Source organism: Hymenobacter sp. (assembly GCF_035709525.1).
GTDB lineage: Bacteria > Bacteroidota > Bacteroidia > Cytophagales > Hymenobacteraceae > Hymenobacter.
The window spans coordinates 13,920-33,494 of the sequence record NZ_DASTEP010000183.1; the positions used below are offsets into that span (position 1 = coordinate 13,920).

Below are 19,575 nucleotides of genomic sequence, written 5' to 3' on the forward strand. Positions count from 1 at the left end.
CACTAGAAAGACATAGTATCCCGCCCGCAATGACGCCCCTCAACCAACCCGAACGCCGCACGCGCCTTTGGCAGTTTACGCTGCTGTATCTGCTGGCCCTGGCCGTGCCGCTGGGAGCTTCCTACTACCTGTTTTCCAACAATAGCCTGGCCGACGAAAATGCCCGCCTCAAGCAGGAGCTCGACCGCACCCACCAGGAGCAAAGCCAGCTGGTGGCGCGCTTCGACACGCTCACGCGCCACTTGCAGCGCATCGATGCGGTAGACCAGCGCCTGCGCGTGGAAACCAACGACCTCGTGCTGGGCCGCCTGGCCACTACCAACCAGGACTACCTCAACGACATTGCCGTGAGTCTAAGCCAATTGCGCAACGACTCGGCCCGTTTGCAGGTGCCGGCCCACCGCCTGCTGGTGCGCGACCAACTGCGCGACTTCGACCTCTTCCGCTCCAACCGCAGCACCATCGACGCCCTACGCCAGCAGCTGGCCCGAAGCGGCAACACCACCCAGGAAAACGGCCGCCTGGCCGAAGAGCTGGCCCAGGCCAAGCAGCAGATTATCATGCTGCAAGCCAGCCTCAACCGGCCCGCGCCCGTAGCCAGCGGCGGGGGCGGCGGCGCGCCGGTAGTAGTAGCCCCGCCGCCCACGGCCGGGGCCAAGCAGCAAATAGCCCTGCTGCAAGACCAGATAGCCTTCGCCAATGCCGACTGCATCCGGCAGCGCGCCCTCGATGGCAAGTCGCGCAAGGAGCGCAAACGCCTGCTGGAAGAAGCCCGCACGGCCTTCATCAAAATCCTGCAAAACCCCGCCTCCGACGACCTCAAGCAGAGCATCGAAAAAACGCTGGAGCCCATCAACGTGGAGCTGGGCCGCCCGCCGCGCTTCTTCGGGCTTATCAACTAATAGCACCAGCGCAGGCTACCACCAAAAAGGCTCCGACCAACCGTCGGAGCCTTTTTGGTGATACTATATTATACTTTGGCTGGTGTCTCATACTCGTACTAAGCCAGGCCGAGTTGCCCCTGCTCGTAGCTCGCCCCCGCGCGTTGGCCTCGCGCACCATTGTTTGCCGCACGGGCTTGAGCGCTAGGCTAATACTCCTGAATACCCATGGCGCACCATTCGTCCAGGATATCCCAGAAATCCACAAAGTCCGGTGCTTCGTCGTCCCACCAAACCAAGCCTGATGCCACGGCAGCATTGAGGTTCCAACACAGATAGCCCCCTGCGCTATTAGAGAATACCGCAACGACTTTATCTAAAGCAAAATCAATTGTGATTTCGTCTAATACGCCCCATTCTTTCTCCGATAATAGAAAGAACTCTTCTATAGGCATTGGTCCCATTGCCTGGGATTCTACCTCATACCAGCCGTTATGGATATGGGTATAAAAATCAAGAAATTTAGCCGGCCAATCTCTTCCGTAAAATTTATCCGGCTTTTGGTAAGGAAGCAGGGGAGGAAGGCCAATGTAATGCAACTGTTCTCCCTTGGGGTTTTTGAAAACATATAGCATGTTAACGATTTTATTCAGCTCTATCAGCTCAATAGAAATCAAATGCTTGCTGAATACATCTAACAGCACACTAAACTCCTGCTGAAACTGGCTTTTCCACAGGGCAATGACTAAATTGACTCTTCCCTTGCCGGAAAGCTCCAGCAGCGGCTTCCATTCCAGGGGAATAAATAAGTTATCGGATAATTTTTCTACTACAGAAAAATTACCTATGTATTGCTTGAGACTTGAAAAATCGTCTTTCATTTTAAAAAAATAATGAGAATGCGTGCTTACCTAGTATGGATTACGGATTTGTGGGAGGTTGCTTAAGCAAGTCGTCGATGTGCTTTTGAATCTCCTTTTCCAGAACCTTGCTTTTGGCAATCATCTTTTTCCTGAACTTATCATCTACTTTGATGCCTTGCTTTTTGTACTCGGTCCATTCCTCAAAGCTTTTTGACCCTTTAGAAGTGTTGGCGGTTTCACTTAGGCCCACAAAATTCTTTTCGTAGTTAAGCACCGCCTTTTGCTGCTCAAAGGTCAATTTTTCGAAATCTCTCATTTGAGCTATTTTATCCATTGACACGATATGGTCAGCGTGCATGGCCTTCTCAATCGTCAAGGTTGGCAAGGCATGGTCGGGCATTCCCTTTACGTACTTCTTATTTACCAGCTTACGGATATCCGCCGTAGGTGTCTTTTTCCGAAGCTTTCGGTATAAATCTGCGGATATCTTCCGGAGGCACACCGTAGCATTGTGGACGACGAACATCCACCAGCTGACGAGGTAGGTGTGCCAGTCGGCCACCTCCACGTTGTAGACCGTCGTCGCTTGCTCGGTGCGGTGCGTGACTTGCCCCACGGGCATGGTTAGCCCATCCGAGCGCAGCAGCTCGTCGCCCTTCACCAGGTCGCCCGCGTCGGTCCAGGCCCCGTTGGCCCAAAAGGGGTGCTCGGGCGTGGCCTGCACCGTGTCGGCGCCGACTTGCAGCTCGACCAGGGCATCGGTTTCGCGCACCATCGTTTGCCGCACGGGCTTGAGGGCCAGGTCGCCCGTTTCCTCGTGCCACGCCCACACTAGGTCGCCTACTTGCAGCTCTTCGATGTTTTTGTAGCCGCCCTCCACGGCCACCGGCGTGCCAGCCGGAAAGCAGGCCGTGACGCAGACGCGCGGAATCTTGGCCAGGAAGGGGCGGATATTTTTCAGCCCGTTTTTTAAGGCGGCGCTTTTGAGCGCCAGGCTTGCCATCTGCTTTTTGGCCGCGCCCAAGGCTACTTTGCCCCCCGCCTTTATTAGGCCGCGCACGCCGGCTTTGGCCCCGGCCATCGCTACGGTGGCGGTGCCGAAGCTGAAGACGCCCGCCACCACGGAAGCCGCATCCCAAACCAAAAAGCCCGCGTTGAGCGCCATGCCCAGCTTGTCGCCCGTCTGGATGGAGTGGATTAAGTCGCGGCCCGAGCCCCAGATGGGAATGGCCCCTTCCAGCAGGCCCGCCTCGCCGACCGAGTTTTTTTCCAGCTCGGCCTGCTTGAGGGCTTCGTCGGCTTCTTCGCGGGTTTCCTTTATCTCCTGGCTCAGCTCGGGCGGAATGGGCAGCTGCCCCGAGGTCAGAAATTCAATCTTGCCCTGGCCCAGCGGGCAGTTGATGCAGGAGCGAAACAGCAGCGTATCGGCCCCGCCCACCTTGGCCGGGTACGTGTCTTGCCACAGCAAGGGCGCGGGCACGCAAGGTACCGGCGTGCCACCCGCCAGCTGCGTCTGCTTCTGGCAAATGACGAACGAAGGAATGTTGAGCAGCGAAACCTTGTCCAGCGCGTTGCCTGCCACCAGCCCGGCAATCTTGCTGGTGCGCGGCGTGGTCTTAAAGGGCATCGGTACCGTGCCCTGGCTGCATTGCAGAATGGCGCCGGTCGTCACATACTCCAGGGGGTGCGGCATAACAAACGGATAAGTGAGCTAAGCGAGCAGGGAAGGCTAAATAATGTCGGTATCCTGCGACTTGATTTTAGCCTGGGCGCTGGCCGTCATACTCAGGCTATTGCGGAAGTCGGCGGTCAGGTCTTCGGCGGCCAAGTCTAAGGCTTGTTTGGCTTCTACTGCCACCGCTTCCTCCTGGGCCGTGATAAGGACGTTCTTCTTAGCCGTAATAGTGAGGTTATTACCAGCCGTTAAAATAATATCCTTCTGGCTGTCCAGGGTGATGTCGCCGCCCGCCAGCAGGCTAATGGGCCCGTTGCTTTTGATGGTGATGCTGCCATCGCCCTTAAAGCCCACCTCCACAGCCGTGCCCTTGTTGTTGGAGTTGGAAATAAGAATGCGCTGGTCGCCCGCCGTGTCGGCCATCACAAACTTGTTGCCGCCCGCCGTTTGCATCCCCTTCAGGTTGTTGCTGGGCGGGCTGTACTTGGTGCCCTGCTTGTTGTCGGGGTGGAAGACGTTGCCCACCACCACGGGCAGGTCGGCCAGGCCGTGCTCGTAGCTCACCAGCACCTGCGAGCCCACCTCGGGCGTGAACATATGGCCCTTGCCATCGCCCGAGTAGGGTGTGGTCACGCGCAGCCAGCCGCTTTCAGCGTCGGCGGGCTTGTCCACGGCCCACCGAAAGCGCACGCGCACCCGGCCCAGGCGGCGCGGGTCGGCCAGGTCTATCACCTCGGCTACCTCGGGGTGGGCGGCGGGCGGGGCGTAAAACTCGTTGGCCGGCGGGGTGTCGAGAGCGGCGGGCATGGCCTTGAAGCGGTTCTGGTAATTGCCGTCGCCGTCGAGCTCGTGGGCCACGGCCAACACTCTGAACTGCCCGTAGTCGGTGCCAGCCGCGTCGCGCACGTCGAGCAGGCTACCGGGCTTGATGTCGAAGGCTTCGCCGTGGCCTTCGAGGGCCACCAGGCCACTGGTTTGCTTGGCGGCCAGCGTGTCCATGGCTTCTTGCAGCCGGGGCGTGTCGGTCAGCACCGCGTCGGCCAGCACGCGGTGCGGGTGCGTAAATACCTCCTTCGAGCGCTGCAAGGCAAACTTGCTGTAGGCGTCGCCGCCGGTCGGGGGCGTGGCCGTGGCGCTTAGCTGCTGGTGGGTGCGGTAGTTGTAGGTGCTGCCCCGCAGCTGGCCGGGTTGCAAGTTCATGCTGAGGGTGAAATTCTGCACCCCGTTGCTTTGGAAGGGCACGGCCGCGCCCGAGGCCAGCCCCAGCTGCAAAGTAGTGCCGTCGTAGTAAAACCACTCGCCCTGCTGGGCGGCCAGCCGACTCAGAAAATTGAAATTCGTTTCGTCGTACTGCGCCACGTAGGGCAGCACGGCCTGGCGGCGCGGCTTGAGCTGCCGGGCAAAAGCATTGCCCGCGTACTCGCCCAGCACGGCCCCAAAAATCTGCGGCACGGTTTGCTTCACGAAGGAGCGGCTCTGGCTGCCGTCTTCGAGCAAAAACGTGGGGCTGGCCCCGCTGAGGTGGTAGTAGTTGGTGAGGTCGGCGTTGGTTTGGATGCTGGTTTCGGTGATGATTCCTTTGAACTCAAACCGCCGGCCGCCATCGGTGGGTAAGGCGCTTACCCAGCTGATGGTAATAGCCTTGCCACTCAGCTTTTCGTGGGCCTGCGTGAAGAGCACGTCGGGCCGCAAACCCAGCGACTTGCCCAGCGCCTCAAACGAAAAATCGAGCGCGAACGTGTGGTGCGTAAACAGCTCCTGCGTGATAGTCAGGCTCTTAAAATCGGTCAGGGCACTTCCCCCTTCCACTTGCACGGTTACTCGAACAGGATAGGACATAGCAGAAAGCTGAACGGAAACACGCGCCGGCGCGGGCGGCGCCCCCCACCCGATGCGTGAACTAAGCTACTACCTGTACGTTTAGCAAGTGCGTCACGTTCCTTAATTTGCCGCGTATGCCTGCTCCCAGCTCCCGCACCGCCCGCCACTCGTTTGCCACCAGCGGCCCGCCCCGGCCGGGGGCCTTTGCGCCGGCCGGCGCGCCCCGGCGCGTCACCTCGCGCGGCCTCAACGATGCCGTGATTCGGCGCAGCCCGCCGCCCCCGGCGCGGCCCCGCACGGCGACCGGGCCCACGCTGCTGGTGTTTCTCACCAGCTCGGGGCAGTCGCTGGCGGCGGCCTACGTGCAGTTCAGCCAGGGCGTAATGGATGGCCTCGGCGACTCGCTCAAGAGCACCTGGAGTTTGCTCTCGCACGACATGTGGCAGCTGGCCACCTACCGCGAGCTGGGCACCACGCTCACCGCGCTGGGCTTGCTCGACCCGCTCAACGTGGCCCAGAGCCTGGCCGCCGCCCACGCCCTCGATGCCCGCCTGGGCACGCACGTAGCCCAGCGCATGGCCGACATCCTCCACGCCGTGAAGCAACTCCTGCGCGATGCCCCGCACTGGACGGCCCGCCAATGGGGCCGCGCCGTGGGCCGCGTCGTCGGCGACCTGGTGCTGGCCAAAGGCGCGGGCGGGGCTGCTAAAGTGGCGGCCGGCAGCGCCACCGCCCTCAACCGCGTGGCCGCCACGCGCTACCTGGCCCGCACGCCGTCATTCGCCGAGGCGTTTAGCGAGGTCAAGGGCTTCAACCTGGGTGTGGGGCAACGCAGCTTTAAGGTGCAGGAAGAACTACAGTGGGCCCGCAAAGGCCGCTGGCTGTCAAACCAACGGATGGCCACCCCGGCCGAATCGGCGCTGAAGCTGGCGCTCGACTACCCCGGCTCGCTCAACCGGGCGTCGCGGCGGTGGTCGGTGCGGCGGTTTGGCATTTATGTCGAGGGCACCGTGGCCCCGCAGCACAACCCGCTGTGCGGCGGCGGCCACCAGTTGCTGCGCACCTGGGGTAAAGAAACCAGCTATGTGGAAGTTCCTTACAAATAGCCGCCCCGCCGGCACCGAGCTGCCCAGCCCCGGCGGGCGCTACGTGGCCGTGCTCGGCCCGCCCCAGGAGGTGTGGGGCAACCCGCTGGCCCCGCTGGCCGTGTGGGCGGCGGGCGCGCCGCCGCGCCTGCTCTACTACCGCGCCGGCTACCTGGCCCACGCGCTCAGCCCCGGCCAACCGCCGGTTTTTCTGCATTGGAGCGGCGATGGCGAGTGGCTGACGTTTTACGAGTTTCGGCGGCAGGCGGCGTATGAGGTAGTGTTCTTGCACCTGCCGGCCGGGCGCGCCTACCGCGTGCCCGCCACCGATGAGCTGCTGGCGCGGCTGCCCGCGCTCAGCACCGATATGGCGGCCATCCGGGCTTTTCTGGCCACGGCGCGGGCGGGCGAAAGTGAGCTAGCGGCCGATGCGGACGTGCCGGCCGATTTACGGCAGCATTAGGCTATTTGTCCGAGAGCAATTCCAACAGCAGAGACCAATAGTTAGCGTCTGGCGTCAGCATATAGCGCTCAGCAACGCCAGACCCCAACTGTTGCATCTCTACACTGAATCCAAAGCCGCTCTAGTAATAGGGCGGCATTTCCTGCAAGCGCCGCACCACGAAGGCCCCGAGCGGCGTGAGGATGCCCGTGAGGAAGCCGGCAAACTGCACCTGGTGCGTGTCCGTCAGCTCGGAGGCCGAGCGGGCTTTGCTTATCACGGCGTCGGCCTGGCGCAGCCACTCGTGGGCCTGCTCTTCCGCTTCCAGGTCGGCGCGGTAGTAGCCTTCCTGCATGCCGCGTTGCAGGTTTTCCTGCAAGTAGCCGAGCGTAAACGTGGCCCGCAAATGCTGCAAGCGGCGGTGCATGGTGGGGTAGTGCGCGGCGGCCTCCTGCATAAACAGGCTGCGGGTATCGCCGATTTGCTGAAGCAGCAGGCGGCGCATGGCCAGCAGCTCTTCCACGGCGCTGCGGCACTCCTGCCGCTGGGCTAGCAGCTGGGCATGAATGTCGTGCATGTGCGCCTCCAGACTGGCTTGCAGCAGCGCGGGCTTGCCTTCCGGAAACTGCCGCTCGATGGCCGCCACGGGTATGCGCAAAGCCAGGGCCACATCGGGCAGCCCCACGGCCAGGAGGCCCCGCTCGAGCAGCAGCGCCTGGGCGGCGGCCATGATGCGCTGGCGCTCCTGCGCCGCCTGGTAAGCTGAAAAAGTATCGCTGTCCATGCCCTCAAAGTAAAGGCTTTCCACGCTGCCGCCACTCAGCGGGTTTGCACCCAGGTGTTACTACGCTGCGCTACTCTGCTCACTGCGCTTTTGGAGTTGCACTCCGAAAGCGCGAAGAACAAAAAGAACGAAAACGCACCGCAATGCTACAAAATGGCTTTCAGCGAGTTTGCACCCAGGTGTTGTCCTTGGCCACCGCGCCCAGCGCCAGCCGGGCCGCCGAAATGTGCAGCGTGCAGCGGTAAGCGCCTTCCGGGGCCGCGCCCGAGCTGAAATTCTCCTCGTAGGCCACGCAAAAGCCGTCCTCAAACGTCAGCTCCTCGCGTACCACGGGGCGGTCGGTTTGATGGAAGACGACCGAGCCGCTCAGCTTTTTGTGCGGGTCGTTGGCCCAGGCTAGCAGCTGGTCGCCATCGGGCACGTCGAGGTGCAGCACCAGCAGGCCACTGCGCACCTTGGCCACCACGCGGCCGCGCTCGCTGGTGGCCTGGCCAAACTCATAGCTGCACTGCACCAGGGGAAACTCCTGGCCCGCCAGCAGCAGCATACCGCGAAAGGAAGACATAAGGATAGTGCTTAGTTGTTGGTGCTTGGTGCCTAGTTACTGGTGCTTGGTGCTTGGTGCTTGGTGCTTGGTGCCTAGTTACTGGTGCCTAGTGCTTGGTGATTAGCTTTTAATTATTGGTACTTAGCTTTCTATTCGTATGTAATTGACGAATTCCAACCTTCAACTTCTACCGCCCAACTAGGCACTAAGCACCAACAACTAAGCACTAATCAAACCGGCCACTGGTTATCCAGCGTCACTTCGCCGCTGCGGAGCTGATTGGCCGAGAGCGTCAGGGTCATAGTCATGCCCTGGGCGGAGGCGCTGCCGTCAAAGAGCTTGCGCAAGCCTACGCAGTAGGCATCGGCGAAGGCGATGGTTTTGCGGCGCACCGAGGCATTGTCGGCCGCGTACACTACCAGCTCGCCGCTGAGCTGCTTGGTATCGTCGAGGGCCCAGTGGTGCAGCGTTTCGTCGGGCTCCGAGTCGAGCTCGATTTGGAGCTGCCCGCCCTGCACACGGGCATCGGGGCGGCCCACCACGTCGGTTTGCTGGCGCAGGCCCCACGCAAAGCGGCGCACCACGTAGCTTTTACCATTTACCAGAAGAGCCGCGCTGAAAGCCATAGGAAAAGGAAAGAAAAAGAGAAGAGCTGCCCGCCGGGGCGGTGTTTAAAAGTACGCACCGGCCCGGCAAAAGGATGAGCCCGGCTGCCGCTGGCTTGCAACGAAACGCCCGGCCCGGCGTAAGTTTCGGGAGTAAAATACCGGCCGCCCGGCTTGTTTTCGCGCATGTCAGACTCGTACTATCGCCTGCCCCTCGACCTGGCGGCCATCGTGGAGCGCCAGCCGCTGCCCCGCTGCTCGCGCCAGGAATCCATCGCCCAGCACCTGTATCTGATGCTGACGACCTACTTCGGCGAGTCGCGCTACGAGCCCGACTTTGGCTGCCAGGTGTGGGAGCAGGATTTTGAGGCCATGACGACCATGCGCTGGAAAGACAGCGTGCAGCAGTCCATCGAGCAAAGCATCCGCACCTTCGAGCCGCGCCTGCTACGGGCGCGGGTGCAAATCGCCATCCTCGATTTTGAACTAAAAAACGTGCAGCAGCGCATCCGCAAGCGCCTCGATGTGAGCGTGCAGGCTACCCTACACCATACCAACGAGCCGTTCGCGTTTCAGGCCAGTTTGTTTGTGGCACCGCTGGCGGTGGAGTAGGCGAATGAGTGAATGAGTGAGGTGGCGAATGATGCAGAATCCACTCATCCACTCATTCACCCACTCACTCATTCACTCATTCACTCATCCTCCCCAATGCTCCCTTTTTCCTCGCCCAGCGCCGCCCACGATTTCAGCAAAGCCAGCGTCAAAAACCGCCTCACGCGGCAGGCGGCCGAGTTTTGGGGCTACGCCGAAAACGACCTCGACGGCTTCGACCCGCTGGTGCATCTGCTGCTGGAGGCCTGCGCCGTGGAGTTTGAGAAAATGGGCCAGGAGCTGCACCACACCCAGCACCGGCTGCTTGAGCGGTTGGCGGCGCTGCTCAACCCGGAGGTAATCGACATCGCGCAGCCGGCCTATGCCGTGGCCCAGGCCCGCGCCCGCGAGGCGCTGGTAGCGCTGCCCAGCAGCGCGCAGTTTGGGTTTCAGCCGGCCACGGCGGGCCGGCAAGCGGCCGGGCCCGAGTTGTATTTTTCGCCGCTGCAAGACATCCGCCTGGTGGGCGGCGCGGTGCGCTGCCTGGCCACCCACGATACCGTGTGGCAGCTCGATGCCAGCGGCCAAAAGCGCGTGCTGGCGCACCACGCGGCCGCGCCGCCCACCGCCCACCGCCGCCTGTGGCTGGGCCTGGACCTGCCGCCCGGCGTGGCCCTCGAAGACCTGACCTTGTACCTGGAATGGTTTAACGAGCCGCACCGGGCTGCCTACGCTGCCTTTTTGCCAGGCGAGGAATGGCGGCTGGGCAGCACCGCGCTAACCGTGCGGCCGGGCCTGCCCGACCCCGCCGAGGCCGCTGGCCCCGCCCACTTGGCCGACGAATACGACGCCCTGCGGCGGGTAGAGCAGCAGGTGCGCCAGCTCTACGCCCGCTCGTTTGTGGGGCTGGGCGGGCCGGCCGGGGCGCTGGCTGCCTACGTGCCGCGCGCCTACCCCGCCGAGTTTGCCGAAACCCTCGACCCGGCCACCGACCTGGCGCTGCTCACCCAGCCGCTGACGTGGCTGGAGGTGCGCTTTTCGGCCGCGCTGCCCCCGGCGGCGTTCGAGCAGCTGACGGTGGCGCTCAACTGCTTTCCGGTGCTCAACCGGCGCTTGCACAAGGTGTTGTTTCGCTTGCAGCCGGCGCTCAACCTGTTTCCGCTCGTGAGCGAGGAGCCGTTTCTGGCAGTGCGCGAGGTGTATAGCCTTGCCAACGTGGTGTACCAGCCTACCACGCTCAGCGACCTGGCCGAGGGCGCCACCGATACCTACACGCTGCGCACCCACGGCGCGGGCCGCTTCGACGCGCGCTCTGGGCGCGAGGCCCTGCGCGAACTGGTAGACCTGCTGCGCGACGAAAGCCGGGCCTTCACCGCCGCCGGCACCGATTTTATTGGCTCCATCCTGCGCGAGCTCAACCAAAACCTGGCCCGCCTCGAAGAGCGCCTCGACCGCCGCCCCACCGCCGAGCAGGCCGTGCCCTACCTGCTGCTGCGCCCCCAGGACGTGAACGACAGCGTGTACCTGGAGTATTGGTCGAGCAATGGCGCGGCGGCCAACCGCCTGCCCGCCGGCAGTCGCCTGCGCGTGCACGACGGCCACTACCTCGACGAGGTACGCCTGCTCACCACCACGGCCGGGGGCCGCGAGCGCCCCACCGCCGACGAGCGCACCCACGCCCTGCGCCGCAACATACTCACCCGCAGCCGCCTCGTGACGCTGGCCGACATCAAGGCTGCCTGCTGGGCCGAGCTGGGCGCGCAGCTGGCCGAGGTGCAGGTCGAAAAAGGTTTCCAGAACGGCGGCACGCCCATGGCGGGCTTCGTGCGCTGCATCCGGGTGCGGCTGGTGCCGGCGGCGGGCAACCGCCTCAGCGCCCCCGAGTGGCAGCACGCCGCCGAGGCCTTGCAGGCGCACCTCAGCGGGCAGTCGGCCCTCAACCTGCCCTATGAGGTAGTGGTGCAAGCGGCGGCAGGGTAGTTTTTATAGCCCGGATACTTCTTCGTAGCCCACGCACTGCCCGGCCGCGAAGCCGACCGTTTCGCGGGCTGCCTGGCGGTTGGTTTCGAAGAACGTGACGTGGCCACCCAGCGGCTTATGCGCCCACGGTAGTCAAGGTGATTGATGAAAACATCATGCAGGCTAGAACAACGCAGTAGGAGTAATAACACCTTCTGAAATCCCGGTTTCGGCATTTACAACCACCGTAAAACACTCATCCTGCATACCCAGTGGCATGGGGATATCGAATGAAATGTGCCACTTAGAGACCGCATTATCCGTAACAATTTTCTGGTTGCAGGAAGACTCCCGAAAAGGAATATTTTTTGCTTTCAAGGTCAGTTTTGCTACTTGCAGAGCACATCCCTTATCTATCATGGCTAGACAGCATAAAACAAACGGCTTAGTGGTTAACTACTGCTGTGATTACTGGGCCAGGAAATAAGGATTTTTGGCTCGCCGTTTCTGGGGCTGAGTGGCCGGTAAAATTTATCAACGCTCGAGTACGCCCGTAAACTGACTGATGAGGTAGAGGTGCTCGCGCAATTTCACTTTTTGCAGATGGTCTACGGTTTCGGGGCCGCCCAGCGCCAGCAGGGGCACGTAGCCGAAGCACTCGTCAAAAGTGGGCTCGCCTAGGCGGGCGCGGGCGGCGGGGTAGGGCTCCCAGCGCAAGCGCTGTTGCGGATTGAAATCATCGACATGATTCTTAAAAAATAGAGTTAAGTTTCTGCCAATAATCTCGGTTTCTCCGTGGCGGTAGTCGATGCGAATCAGAAACCCGTCTTCCCATATCAACAAATCTCCCATCGCTGTTGCAAAAAGAACGATGGGCGCGGCAGCGGCCGGTGTACTAACGAGCTGATAAGTATCGGCAAGCAACTCGTTGAATTCATCTGGATTAACGACTTTTAGGTAGCCGTTCCGAAAAGTGCCGAAGCCATACTCCTGCCACACCACAAGCATTTCGGGCGGTACCAGCGGGCCGTAGCGGGCCAGTAGTTCGGGGGTGGGCTTTGCATGAATGGTATATTCGGGAAAGTGCGCAAGCAGCTTGGTAAACATATAAGAATGAATTAAAAGACTACGCCAGTGGCAAGGCAATAGCCAGTAATGTATTTGCCTGTTCCTGCTGGCTCATAGTGGCCGCGTATGTTCTGATTTGGGCATCGATGCCCTTTATCCGCTTAGGCCATTGTGCTCCTAGCAAGGAGTTGATGCGGGCATCACCCAGGCCGGTAACAAGCAGCGCATTACCACCTGCTATCTGGTCGGGGTCGTGCAAGGCTGCCTGCGTAGCCAGCCACTGCTGTGCCAAAGTCATCGCCTCGCTTTCCGTCAGGTTGTCGTCCGCCAGCTGCAACTCCTCAACTTTTAGCTCAAACGCTTTTTCGCGGGCTACCTTTTGCGCGGCATCCCCCAGCGGGTCGCGGCCGTCTCCCTTGAGCGCGCGCCACTTAGCATACTGGTTGCGATTGGCCAAGAACTCCGCCACTGTTAAGCGGTTCATTCCCTCTTGCTGATTAGTAAGTTGCCTTAAAAACTCTGCCCGGTCTAAGCCGGGTTTCCCCTTGCTGGCCCCTTTCACCGTTAAAGGCGGGTGGCCCGTGATGAGCGGCAGCCGACGTACCACTACCGCTGTACTGGCAGTGGTAGTCGCTGCCGTCACGGCCGCCGGCGCGGCATACTCCCGCGCGGCTGGCACCACAAACGCCCCCGCCGGCCCGCCCGGCGCGAGCGTGAGCCCATCGCTGGTGATGGTGAGCTGGCACACGTAGGCGCCGTCGCCGCCAGCGCCCGCTACGAACACTTCTTCGTAGCCCACGCACTGCCCGGCCGCGAAGCTGACCGTTTCGCGAGCCGTCAGGCGGTTGGTTTCGAAAAAGGTGACGTGGCCACCCAGCGGCTTGTGGGCGGCCTGCGCCCAGGCTAGCAGCTGGTCGTGGGCGGGCACGTCGAGGGTGAGGTGCAGCAGGCCGTGGCGTACTCTGGCCTGCACCCGACCCCGCGCATCGGTAGCCTGGCTAAAGCCAAACTCGCACCGGGTAGGTGTGGCCCGCCACGGTCAACTCGGCCGAAAAAGATGCCATTCGAGAATCCTGGGTTTACCAATAGCCTAAGCTACGCACCGGCCGCCTGCGGGGCGGCAAGCACGGGGGCGCTACCGGCGGCCGGCGCGGCGGTTTCGTGCGTGGTGGTCCACACTAGCTCGTCGCTGCCCTCGGGCTTGCTGAGGGCCAGCGTGGTGCCCGGCCGCGCCTCGCCCGAGATGATGAGCCGCGAAATGGGCCGCCGCAGCTGCGCCCGAATCACGCCCGTGATGGGCCGCGCCCCGTACTTGGGCGTGAAGCCCGACAAAGCCAAATGCTGCCGCGCTTCGGAGCTGAGCGTGAGCGCGATGCCCTGCCGCCGCAGCTGCTCCAGCAGCGGGCGCAGGTGAATGTCGAAGATGCGGCCCACGTTTTCTTCGGAGATGGGCGCGAAGGGCACAATCTCGGTGAGGCGGGCCAGAAACTCGGGCCGGAAATGTCGGCTCATGGTTTCGAGCAACTCGGTAGAAGAAGGCGTTTCGCCCGCCGCAAACGACTTGCTCACCTGCTCGGCCCCGATATTGGAAGTAAACAGAATGACGGCGTTGGAAAAATCGCCCTCGCGGCCCAGCCGGTCGTGCAGTTTGCCCTCGTCCAGAATTTGCAAAAAGATGTCGAACACCGACGGGTGCGCCTTTTCAATCTCATCGAACAGCACTACCGCATACGGCTTCTCCCGGATTTTATTCACCAGCAAACCGCCCTCCTCGTAGCCCACGTAGCCGGGCGGCGCGCCGTAGAGCAGCGCGGCCGAATGCTCCTCCTTGAACTCCGACATATCGAAGCGAATCAAAAAGGACTCGTCGTTGAACAGAAAGTCGGCCAGCGCTTTAGCTAGCTCGGTTTTACCGGTGCCCGTGGGCCCGAGCAAGAAAAACGAGCCGATGGGCTGCCCCGCCTTGGTCAGCCCCGAGCGCGACTCCAGGATGGCGGCGCACAGGGCGCGCACGGCCCCGTCCTGGCCCACCACGCGCTGCCCGAGCACCTGGTCCATGCGTAGTAATTTTTCGCGCTCGTTGCTTTGGAGCTTGCCCAGCGGGATGCCGGTTTTGCCCGACACGATGGCCGCAATGTCTTGCTTTTCGACGCTTTCCTTCTTCGTGTCGGCCAGCGCCAGCACGGCGGCCAGCAGCTCGCGCAGGTAGGTTTCGAGCTCGGCGCTGGTTTCGAGCTGCTCGGGCTGCTGCTCGTTTTCGAGCTGATTGAGCCAGAGCTGACTAACCTGGTTTTGGGCTTGGTACAAGAACCAGCGCAGCTCGCGCAGGTAGTCGGCTTCGCCCAGCTCGTCGCGGCGGGCGGCGAGGGCGTCGAACTCAATTTGCAATTGCGCAAGGCCCGCCACGGCCTGCTCATCGAGCATCCGGATGGCGGCCATCGTGCGGTCGACCAGGTCGATGGCCGAGTCGGGCAGTTGCCGGTCTTTTAGGTAGCGCTTGGCCAGGCGCACGGCCTCGGCCACGGTGCCTTCGCCCAGCGCCAAGCCGTGGTGCGCGGCGTAGATGGGCATGATGCGCTCCAGCATCCGCTCGGCCACTACCACCGAGGGCTCTTCGACCCGCACAATGTCGAAGCGGCGGTTAAAGGCCTCATCCTTTTCGATATACTGCCGGTATTCGTCGTTGGTAGTAGCCCCGATTACCGTGAGCTCGCCGCGTGCCAGCTCGGGCTTGAGCAGCTGCGCGATGCCGCTGCCGGCACTGCCCTTGGGGTCGAGCAGCACGTGCAATTCATCGATGAATAAAATGGCGCGGGTGTACTGCTTGAGCTCGGTGAGCACCTTCTTGATGCGGTCTTCGACCTCGCCCTTGTACGACGCGCCCGCCACCAGCGTGCCCAAATCTAGCTCGAACAGCGTGACCTCGCGCAGATGCACCGGCACCTGCCCGGCCGCAATTTGCTGCGCAAAGCCCTCGACCAGCGCCGACTTGCCCACGCCGGGCTCGCCGATGAGCAGCACGTTGGGCTTGGTGCGGCGGCCCAGTATCTCGGCCACCAGCCTGATTTCGCGGTCGCGGCCCACGATGGGGTCGAGCTTGCCGGCGCGGGCCTGGGCGGTTTTGTCGGTGCAGTAGGTGGCCAGCGCGCCACCCTTGCTGGTGGGCGCGGGGCCGTTGGCGGGGGCCGTGGCACCAGCTTCGGCGGCGGTAGCAGCGGCGGGCAACTCGGCCTGCGCCGCGTCCAGGATTTCCTTTTGGCTGAGGGGCAGCGATTTCAATTGCTCGCTTGAAAAGGCCAAACCCGGCCGCAGCAGCGCGGCCAGCGCGCATAGGGCGTCGGGCTGGGGGCGGGCCAGCTGCAAGGCCACGAGGTCGGCCATTTCGAGGGCGCGCTGCACGGTGGCGTCGGGGCCGGGGTTTTCGACGGGGCGGGCGGCCTTGGGCTCGTCTTCGAGGCGCACTTCGGCCCACTCGCGCAGGTAGTAGATGTCCTTGTCGAGCACCGCCACCAGCCACGAGGCCAGGCCTATCTCGTTGTGTAGCAAAGCAGTGAGCAGGTGCGGCGCGCCATACTGCGCCTGGCGGTACTCGTGGGCCACGGCCTGGGCAATGTGCAGGCCGCGCTGAAGGGTGTCGGAATAAGCCACGGGCAAAACAGGAAGAAAAGGAGACTGCAAGAAACGACAGAGCGGCTACGTGCCAGGGCGGGGCCAGGGTTTTGGCTGGCTCTATATAGCCCGGCGCTTAACCTTTGCGGCGGCCCGGCCGTACCTTCCGCCTGAGCTCTCTGCTGTTGGATAGCTGGCGGCCGGGGCGGCCGTCGCCGTGTGTGTTTCTCTTTCTACTTTTCCAGTTATGTATTCCTACGGAATTGGTGGTCAGGAGCGTAAGCTCGACAATGCCTCCGAGGCCATCTCGGACATTCCCCTCAACCGCACCCTGCTCGTGCAGAAGCTCACCACCCAGGCCCCGCTGCGCCCGCAGGTGGTCGAGGGCCTCAAAACCCCCGAGGCGGTGTTTGCCCACTTCAAGCCCGAGGTGGCCGTCGATTTCACCGACGCCGACGGCGCTACCGTGGCCGAGAAGCTGCACTTTTCTTCGCTCGGCGACTTTGGTAAGCAAGGCATTATCAACCAAAGCGAGTTTCTCAAAAGCCTGGCCGCCGAAACCGACGACCTCAACAAGCTGCTGCGCCAGCTCAAGTCGAACAAGATTTTGAAGGCCGCGCTCGAAAACCCCGAAACCAAGGCCGCCTTCCTCAACGCCATTCAGGCCATGATGGACGAGCTGTAGGCGCCGGGCGCCCTTCTCCTTCGTACCCGCATCCTTCGCTCCTTTCCTAGTACTATGGCTCTCGAACAGCAAGACGCCGCCGGCGCCGGCTACCGCCCCCGCGAGGCGGCCCCCTCCCTTGAACAAAGCACCCAGGCCCTGCTCAAGGTCGGGGGCTTCGATTTGCTGGAAACCACCATCGACGGGGCTTCCAACCTCAACCCCGAGAAAAAAGCGCGCAAAAAAATATTCCTCTCAGAGGACAGCAAAAAGGCCGACCGCAAGCAGCTCAAAAAGCGGCTCGCCCTCTGGCACCAGCTGCTGAGCGAAACCGACTCCATTGCCGCCGCCGCCGAGCAGGGGCAGGCCCGCGTGGAAGCTGCCGAGCAGCAGCTCACCGACAACCTCAAAACCGCCGTGGAGGCGACCCACGAGCTGGAGCAGGCCTACCGCTCGGTGGCTCTCTTTTTCAAGAATACCGACCAGGACAGCGTCAAGAACGTCTCCATCCTGAACGCCGACAAGGACCAGCTGCAAGACCTTGACAACACGACGTTTATCGATGCCGTGTCGGAAGAGCTGGAGCAGAACTACGACCGCCTCGACCTGCGCGACAACTACTCGCTGCTGGTGGTGCCCGGCTACCTGGGCTCGAACAAGGTGCTCGATAAATGGGCCAAAATCGCCCACAAGAACAAGGTGATGATGGTCACCGACTTCGAGCACTACGACACGCCCGAGGACGTGATGGAGCTTTTCGAAGAAGCCAACCTCACCGGGGCCGAGCCCCACAAGGCCAACGTGGTAATGGCCGCCAACTGGCTCGTCGGCCGCGGCAAGCTGGAGGAAATCGGCGAAGAGGACGACCTCTTCGTGCCGCCCTCCTCGGCCCTGGCGGGCCGCATTTATGCCACGCTGGCTTCGCAGGTCACGGCCGGGCGCAAGCACGGCACGCTCAATGAGGTAGAGGGCGTGAAATTTCCGCTGCGCAAAAGCGAGATTGCCAACCTCGAAAAGCTCGGCCTCGTGCCCATGGTGAACGAGTACGGCCGCGTGATGGCGTTTTCGGCCAAGACGCTCTTCAACGGCGACAACATCGGCTTGCAGACCTACTCGGTGGTACGCGTATTCGACTACGTGACCAAGGTGCTGATTGACTTTCTCAACCGCCGCGCCTTCGAAAACTGGGACCACAACATGCGGATGGACATCCAGAGCCAGATTGTGCGCTTTCTCGACCGCATTGCCGGCCCCGGCAAGCTCATCGAGAAATTCTCCATCAAGAAATTTGAGCGTGACCCCGACCAGAAAGACCGCATCCTGCTCGACATTCACATGGTGCCCTACTTCCCGGCCAAAACCTTCCTGGTATCGCTGGATGGCACCAAAGGCGATGACCCCGACAACCCCGACCGCGACTGGAATGCCGAGTACGCGCAGCAGTAGCCCAGCCAAGTCGCGCGTTAAGTTTTGGTGAAATTTCTTTTCCTTTCGGATATTTCCGTTACCTTCGGCCAGGGAGTTCCGTAAGGCCTTCCTGACAGTATTCCGTTCATTTTCACTTCTTTCCTTTCCAACATGGCTTCTTTTAGTGCAGTTTTTGACGCTGCTGGCAGCGAAGAGTGCGAGGTGGTTAGCTGCAGCTACACCTTCAACCAAACCACCGACGACAAGGGCCGCCCCTCGTCGGTAGTGCAGGGTGGCACTATCAAGTGCACCATCGTTTCGACCGACAGCACCAAGCTCATCAGCTGGATGCTCGACCCCTACAAGCGCGCCGATGGCAAGATTGTCTTCAAGCGCGCCGACCAGGATTCCAAGCTCAAGGAAATCGCCTTTAAGGAGGCCTACTGCGTGGGCTACACCGAGAACTTCGATGCCCGCGGCGACGAAAGCCAGGCTTCGATGACGCTCAGCCTGGTTATCTCGGCCAATAAAATCGACGTCAACGGCTCGACCCTTGACAACAAGTGGGTATAAACCACCCCACTTGCCTTAATAAAAAATCCCCGCCAGCATCCTGGCGGGGATTTTTTGTGGGCCTGCCCCCTGGCCGGCGGCCGGGCGGCCCGGCTACCGCGTGCCGCCGCCTATCTTGAAGCGCAGCACGCCCAGGGCGGCCGACACGTAGGGCGTCTTTTCGGAGAAATACCCCGTGATGTCGCGGGTGCTGAAGCCGGCCTCCCACACGGGCGTCACGAGGGTGAAACCCACGGGCAGGCTGGCCCGGTAGCCGGCCCCGCCGCTCACGCCGCTGCTCAGGCGCAGCCAGCGCACGGGCTTAAAGTCGAGGCCGGCCCCCACGAAGGTGCTGGTGAGGTTGCCGGCCACCTTGTTGAGGGGCACCGTCACGTCGAGGCCCGCCTCGAAGTACTCCGAGAGGCGCACGCCGCCGCCCAGGCGCAGCTTGGCCGGCAGGCTGGCCTTGTACTCGCGGGCGGGCTGGTAGGTGAAGAGCGACTTGTTATCATCGGCAAACTGGTCGATGAGGCCCTGCACCACGTTGTAGTCCTGGGTGCCGTCGTACTGCGGGTAGCGCAGCTGCTGGTCGTTCACGGTCAGCACGTTGCCCTTCCAGTTCATGCTACCCAGCTCGGTCACAGAGGCACTCACCCGCACGACCTTGCCTAGCTCGGCGGCCACGCCCAGGTCGAAGCCATTGCCGGTGCCCACGGGCTGCAAGTCGCCGTTGTTTTGGTAGTTGAAGTTGGGATTGCTTTGCAGCGAGGGGCTGTAGCTGAAGCCGAACACCGGCGAAAGCGCCGTGTAGGCCGTGAAGCCGCTGCCGCCGCCGAAGCGGGCGTCGGCCACGCCCAGGCCCTGGATATAGCGGTAGCCCACGCCCGCCGTCAGCCGCACCACGCCAGGCACGCTCAGCACCTGCACGCCGTAGGCCACGTTGTACTCGTTGGTGACGGCCAGCTGAATGGCCGTGCCGTCGAGGGCGGCCGAAAGCTGGGGCGGCGTGCTGCCGCTGCGGG

The 19,575-nt window shown here is 62.2% G+C and carries 19 protein-coding genes and 1 pseudogene; 8 read left to right on the forward strand and 12 right to left on the reverse strand.

Going from position 1 to position 19,575, the window contains the following annotated elements; genetic code table 11:
* The first annotated feature begins 29 nt into the window (after positions 1-29).
* Positions 30-902 (forward strand): hypothetical protein, encoded by an 873-nt coding sequence (locus VFO93_RS16420; protein WP_325135457.1) that lies wholly within the window; start codon positions 30-32, stop codon positions 900-902.
* 188 nt (positions 903-1,090) lie between these two features.
* Here VFO93_RS16420 and VFO93_RS16425 read toward each other — a convergent pair whose 3' ends face one another.
* From VFO93_RS16425 to VFO93_RS16435, 3 genes are read right to left on the reverse strand one after another with little or no spacing between them, the layout of a single operon-like run.
* Positions 1,091-1,762, reverse strand: coding sequence for a hypothetical protein (locus VFO93_RS16425; protein WP_325135458.1), 672 nt, complete (start codon positions 1,760-1,762; stop codon positions 1,091-1,093).
* A 40-nt stretch (positions 1,763-1,802) separates the two neighbouring features.
* Positions 1,803-3,437, reverse strand: coding sequence for a polymorphic toxin-type HINT domain-containing protein (locus VFO93_RS16430; protein ID WP_325135459.1), 1,635 nt, complete (start codon positions 3,435-3,437; stop codon positions 1,803-1,805).
* A 36-nt stretch (positions 3,438-3,473) separates the two neighbouring features.
* Positions 3,474-5,258, reverse strand: coding sequence for a type VI secretion system Vgr family protein (locus tag VFO93_RS16435; protein WP_325135460.1), 1,785 nt, complete (start codon positions 5,256-5,258; stop codon positions 3,474-3,476).
* Between the two features lie 116 nt (positions 5,259-5,374).
* Here VFO93_RS16435 and VFO93_RS16440 point away from each other — a divergent pair, with 116 nt between their 5' ends.
* On the forward strand, positions 5,375-6,346 hold the full coding sequence (locus VFO93_RS16440) for a hypothetical protein (RefSeq protein WP_325135461.1): 972 nt from the start codon (positions 5,375-5,377) through the stop codon (positions 6,344-6,346).
* Positions 6,324-6,788: a hypothetical protein gene (locus VFO93_RS16445; RefSeq protein ID WP_325135462.1), complete on the forward strand. Its 465-nt coding sequence runs from the start codon at positions 6,324-6,326 to the stop codon at positions 6,786-6,788. Before VFO93_RS16440 ends, VFO93_RS16445 begins: the two co-directional genes overlap by 23 nt.
* Before the next feature lie 121 nt (positions 6,789-6,909).
* Here the strand turns inward: VFO93_RS16445 and VFO93_RS16450 are convergent, their stop codons facing one another.
* The 3 genes from VFO93_RS16450 to tssD (VFO93_RS16460) form a co-directional block, all read right to left on the reverse strand.
* Positions 6,910-7,551, reverse strand: coding sequence for a hypothetical protein (locus VFO93_RS16450; protein WP_325135463.1), 642 nt, complete (start codon positions 7,549-7,551; stop codon positions 6,910-6,912).
* A 160-nt stretch (positions 7,552-7,711) separates the two neighbouring features.
* Complete coding sequence (gene tssD, locus VFO93_RS16455; RefSeq protein ID WP_325135464.1) at positions 7,712-8,116, reverse strand: type VI secretion system tube protein TssD; 405 nt, start codon at positions 8,114-8,116, stop codon at positions 7,712-7,714.
* Positions 8,117-8,328: 212 nt separating this feature from the next.
* Positions 8,329-8,724, reverse strand: coding sequence for a type VI secretion system tube protein TssD (gene tssD / locus VFO93_RS16460; RefSeq protein ID WP_325135465.1), 396 nt, complete (start codon positions 8,722-8,724; stop codon positions 8,329-8,331).
* Between the two features lie 165 nt (positions 8,725-8,889).
* On the opposite strand from tssD (VFO93_RS16460), the gene VFO93_RS16465 reads away from it, so the two are divergent.
* Both VFO93_RS16465 and VFO93_RS16470 read left to right on the forward strand, forming a co-directional pair.
* Complete coding sequence (locus tag VFO93_RS16465) at positions 8,890-9,315, forward strand: GPW/gp25 family protein (RefSeq protein ID WP_325135466.1); 426 nt, start codon at positions 8,890-8,892, stop codon at positions 9,313-9,315.
* A 96-nt stretch (positions 9,316-9,411) separates the two neighbouring features.
* The gene (locus VFO93_RS16470) at positions 9,412-11,274 is read left to right on the forward strand and encodes a hypothetical protein (protein ID WP_325135467.1); all 1,863 of its coding nucleotides are present in this window, start codon (positions 9,412-9,414) and stop codon (positions 11,272-11,274) included.
* Between the two features lie 162 nt (positions 11,275-11,436).
* On the opposite strand, the gene VFO93_RS16475 is transcribed toward VFO93_RS16470, so the two are convergent.
* From VFO93_RS16475 to VFO93_RS16495, 5 genes and pseudogenes are all read right to left on the reverse strand, one after another.
* Positions 11,437-11,673: a hypothetical protein gene (locus VFO93_RS16475; RefSeq protein WP_325135468.1), complete on the reverse strand. Its 237-nt coding sequence runs from the start codon at positions 11,671-11,673 to the stop codon at positions 11,437-11,439.
* A gap of 114 nt (positions 11,674-11,787) precedes the next feature.
* The gene (locus VFO93_RS16480; protein WP_325135469.1) at positions 11,788-12,360 is read right to left on the reverse strand and encodes a T6SS immunity protein Tdi1 domain-containing protein; all 573 of its coding nucleotides are present in this window, start codon (positions 12,358-12,360) and stop codon (positions 11,788-11,790) included.
* A 19-nt stretch (positions 12,361-12,379) separates the two neighbouring features.
* Entirely contained in the window at positions 12,380-13,069 is a 690-nt protein-coding gene (locus VFO93_RS16485) for a polymorphic toxin type 15 domain-containing protein (protein ID WP_325135475.1), read from the reverse strand.
* Positions 13,046-13,327, reverse strand: a pseudogene (tssD, locus tag VFO93_RS16490) (type VI secretion system tube protein TssD); the annotation flags it as partial. The pseudogene tssD (VFO93_RS16490) and the gene VFO93_RS16485, both read right to left, overlap by 24 nt.
* 89 nt (positions 13,328-13,416) lie before the next feature.
* Entirely contained in the window at positions 13,417-15,969 is a 2,553-nt protein-coding gene (locus tag VFO93_RS16495) for an ATP-dependent Clp protease ATP-binding subunit (RefSeq protein WP_325135470.1), read from the reverse strand.
* 208 nt (positions 15,970-16,177) lie between these two features.
* Between VFO93_RS16495 and VFO93_RS16500 the strand changes: the two genes are divergently transcribed.
* From VFO93_RS16500 to tssD (VFO93_RS16510), 3 genes are all read left to right on the forward strand, one after another.
* Positions 16,178-16,615, forward strand: a complete 438-nt coding sequence (locus VFO93_RS16500) for a hypothetical protein (RefSeq protein WP_325135471.1) — start codon at positions 16,178-16,180, stop codon at positions 16,613-16,615.
* Positions 16,616-16,669: 54 nt separating this feature from the next.
* Positions 16,670-18,040, forward strand: coding sequence for a DUF5458 family protein (locus VFO93_RS16505; protein ID WP_325135472.1), 1,371 nt, complete (start codon positions 16,670-16,672; stop codon positions 18,038-18,040).
* 132 nt (positions 18,041-18,172) lie between these two features.
* Entirely contained in the window at positions 18,173-18,574 is a 402-nt protein-coding gene (tssD, locus tag VFO93_RS16510; RefSeq protein ID WP_325135473.1) for a type VI secretion system tube protein TssD, read from the forward strand.
* Between the two features lie 93 nt (positions 18,575-18,667).
* On the opposite strand, the gene VFO93_RS16515 is transcribed toward tssD (VFO93_RS16510), so the two are convergent.
* The coding region (locus VFO93_RS16515; protein WP_325135474.1) for a DUF5723 family protein at positions 18,668-19,575 on the reverse strand (908 nt) is incomplete at its 5' end.

What these genes read in the sequence shown, in the direction of transcription:
- VFO93_RS16445 (WP_325135462.1), top strand. Translation starts at nt 6,324, where the DNA reads ATGTGGAAGTTCCTTACAAATAGCCGCCCCGCCGGCACCGAGCTGCCC.
- VFO93_RS16500 (WP_325135471.1), top strand. Translation starts at nt 16,178, where the DNA reads ATGTATTCCTACGGAATTGGTGGTCAGGAGCGTAAGCTCGACAATGCC.
- VFO93_RS16505 (WP_325135472.1), top strand. Translation starts at nt 16,670, where the DNA reads ATGGCTCTCGAACAGCAAGACGCCGCCGGCGCCGGCTACCGCCCCCGC.
- VFO93_RS16465 (WP_325135466.1), top strand. Translation starts at nt 8,890, where the DNA reads ATGTCAGACTCGTACTATCGCCTGCCCCTCGACCTGGCGGCCATCGTG.
- VFO93_RS16435 (WP_325135460.1), bottom strand. Translation starts at nt 5,258, where the DNA reads ATGTCCTATCCTGTTCGAGTAACCGTGCAAGTGGAAGGGGGAAGTGCC.
- tssD (WP_325135464.1), bottom strand. Translation starts at nt 8,116, where the DNA reads ATGTCTTCCTTTCGCGGTATGCTGCTGCTGGCGGGCCAGGAGTTTCCC.
- VFO93_RS16420 (WP_325135457.1), top strand. Translation starts at nt 30, where the DNA reads ATGACGCCCCTCAACCAACCCGAACGCCGCACGCGCCTTTGGCAGTTT.
- VFO93_RS16440 (WP_325135461.1), top strand. Translation starts at nt 5,375, where the DNA reads ATGCCTGCTCCCAGCTCCCGCACCGCCCGCCACTCGTTTGCCACCAGC.
- VFO93_RS16425 (WP_325135458.1), bottom strand. Translation starts at nt 1,762, where the DNA reads ATGAAAGACGATTTTTCAAGTCTCAAGCAATACATAGGTAATTTTTCT.
- VFO93_RS16480 (WP_325135469.1), bottom strand. Translation starts at nt 12,360, where the DNA reads ATGTTTACCAAGCTGCTTGCGCACTTTCCCGAATATACCATTCATGCA.
- VFO93_RS16450 (WP_325135463.1), bottom strand. Translation starts at nt 7,551, where the DNA reads ATGGACAGCGATACTTTTTCAGCTTACCAGGCGGCGCAGGAGCGCCAG.
- tssD (WP_325135473.1), top strand. Translation starts at nt 18,173, where the DNA reads ATGGCTTCTTTTAGTGCAGTTTTTGACGCTGCTGGCAGCGAAGAGTGC.
- VFO93_RS16475 (WP_325135468.1), bottom strand. Translation starts at nt 11,673, where the DNA reads ATGATAGATAAGGGATGTGCTCTGCAAGTAGCAAAACTGACCTTGAAA.
- VFO93_RS16470 (WP_325135467.1), top strand. Translation starts at nt 9,412, where the DNA reads ATGCTCCCTTTTTCCTCGCCCAGCGCCGCCCACGATTTCAGCAAAGCC.
- VFO93_RS16430 (WP_325135459.1), bottom strand. Translation starts at nt 3,437, where the DNA reads ATGCCGCACCCCCTGGAGTATGTGACGACCGGCGCCATTCTGCAATGC.
- tssD (WP_325135465.1), bottom strand. Translation starts at nt 8,724, where the DNA reads ATGGCTTTCAGCGCGGCTCTTCTGGTAAATGGTAAAAGCTACGTGGTG.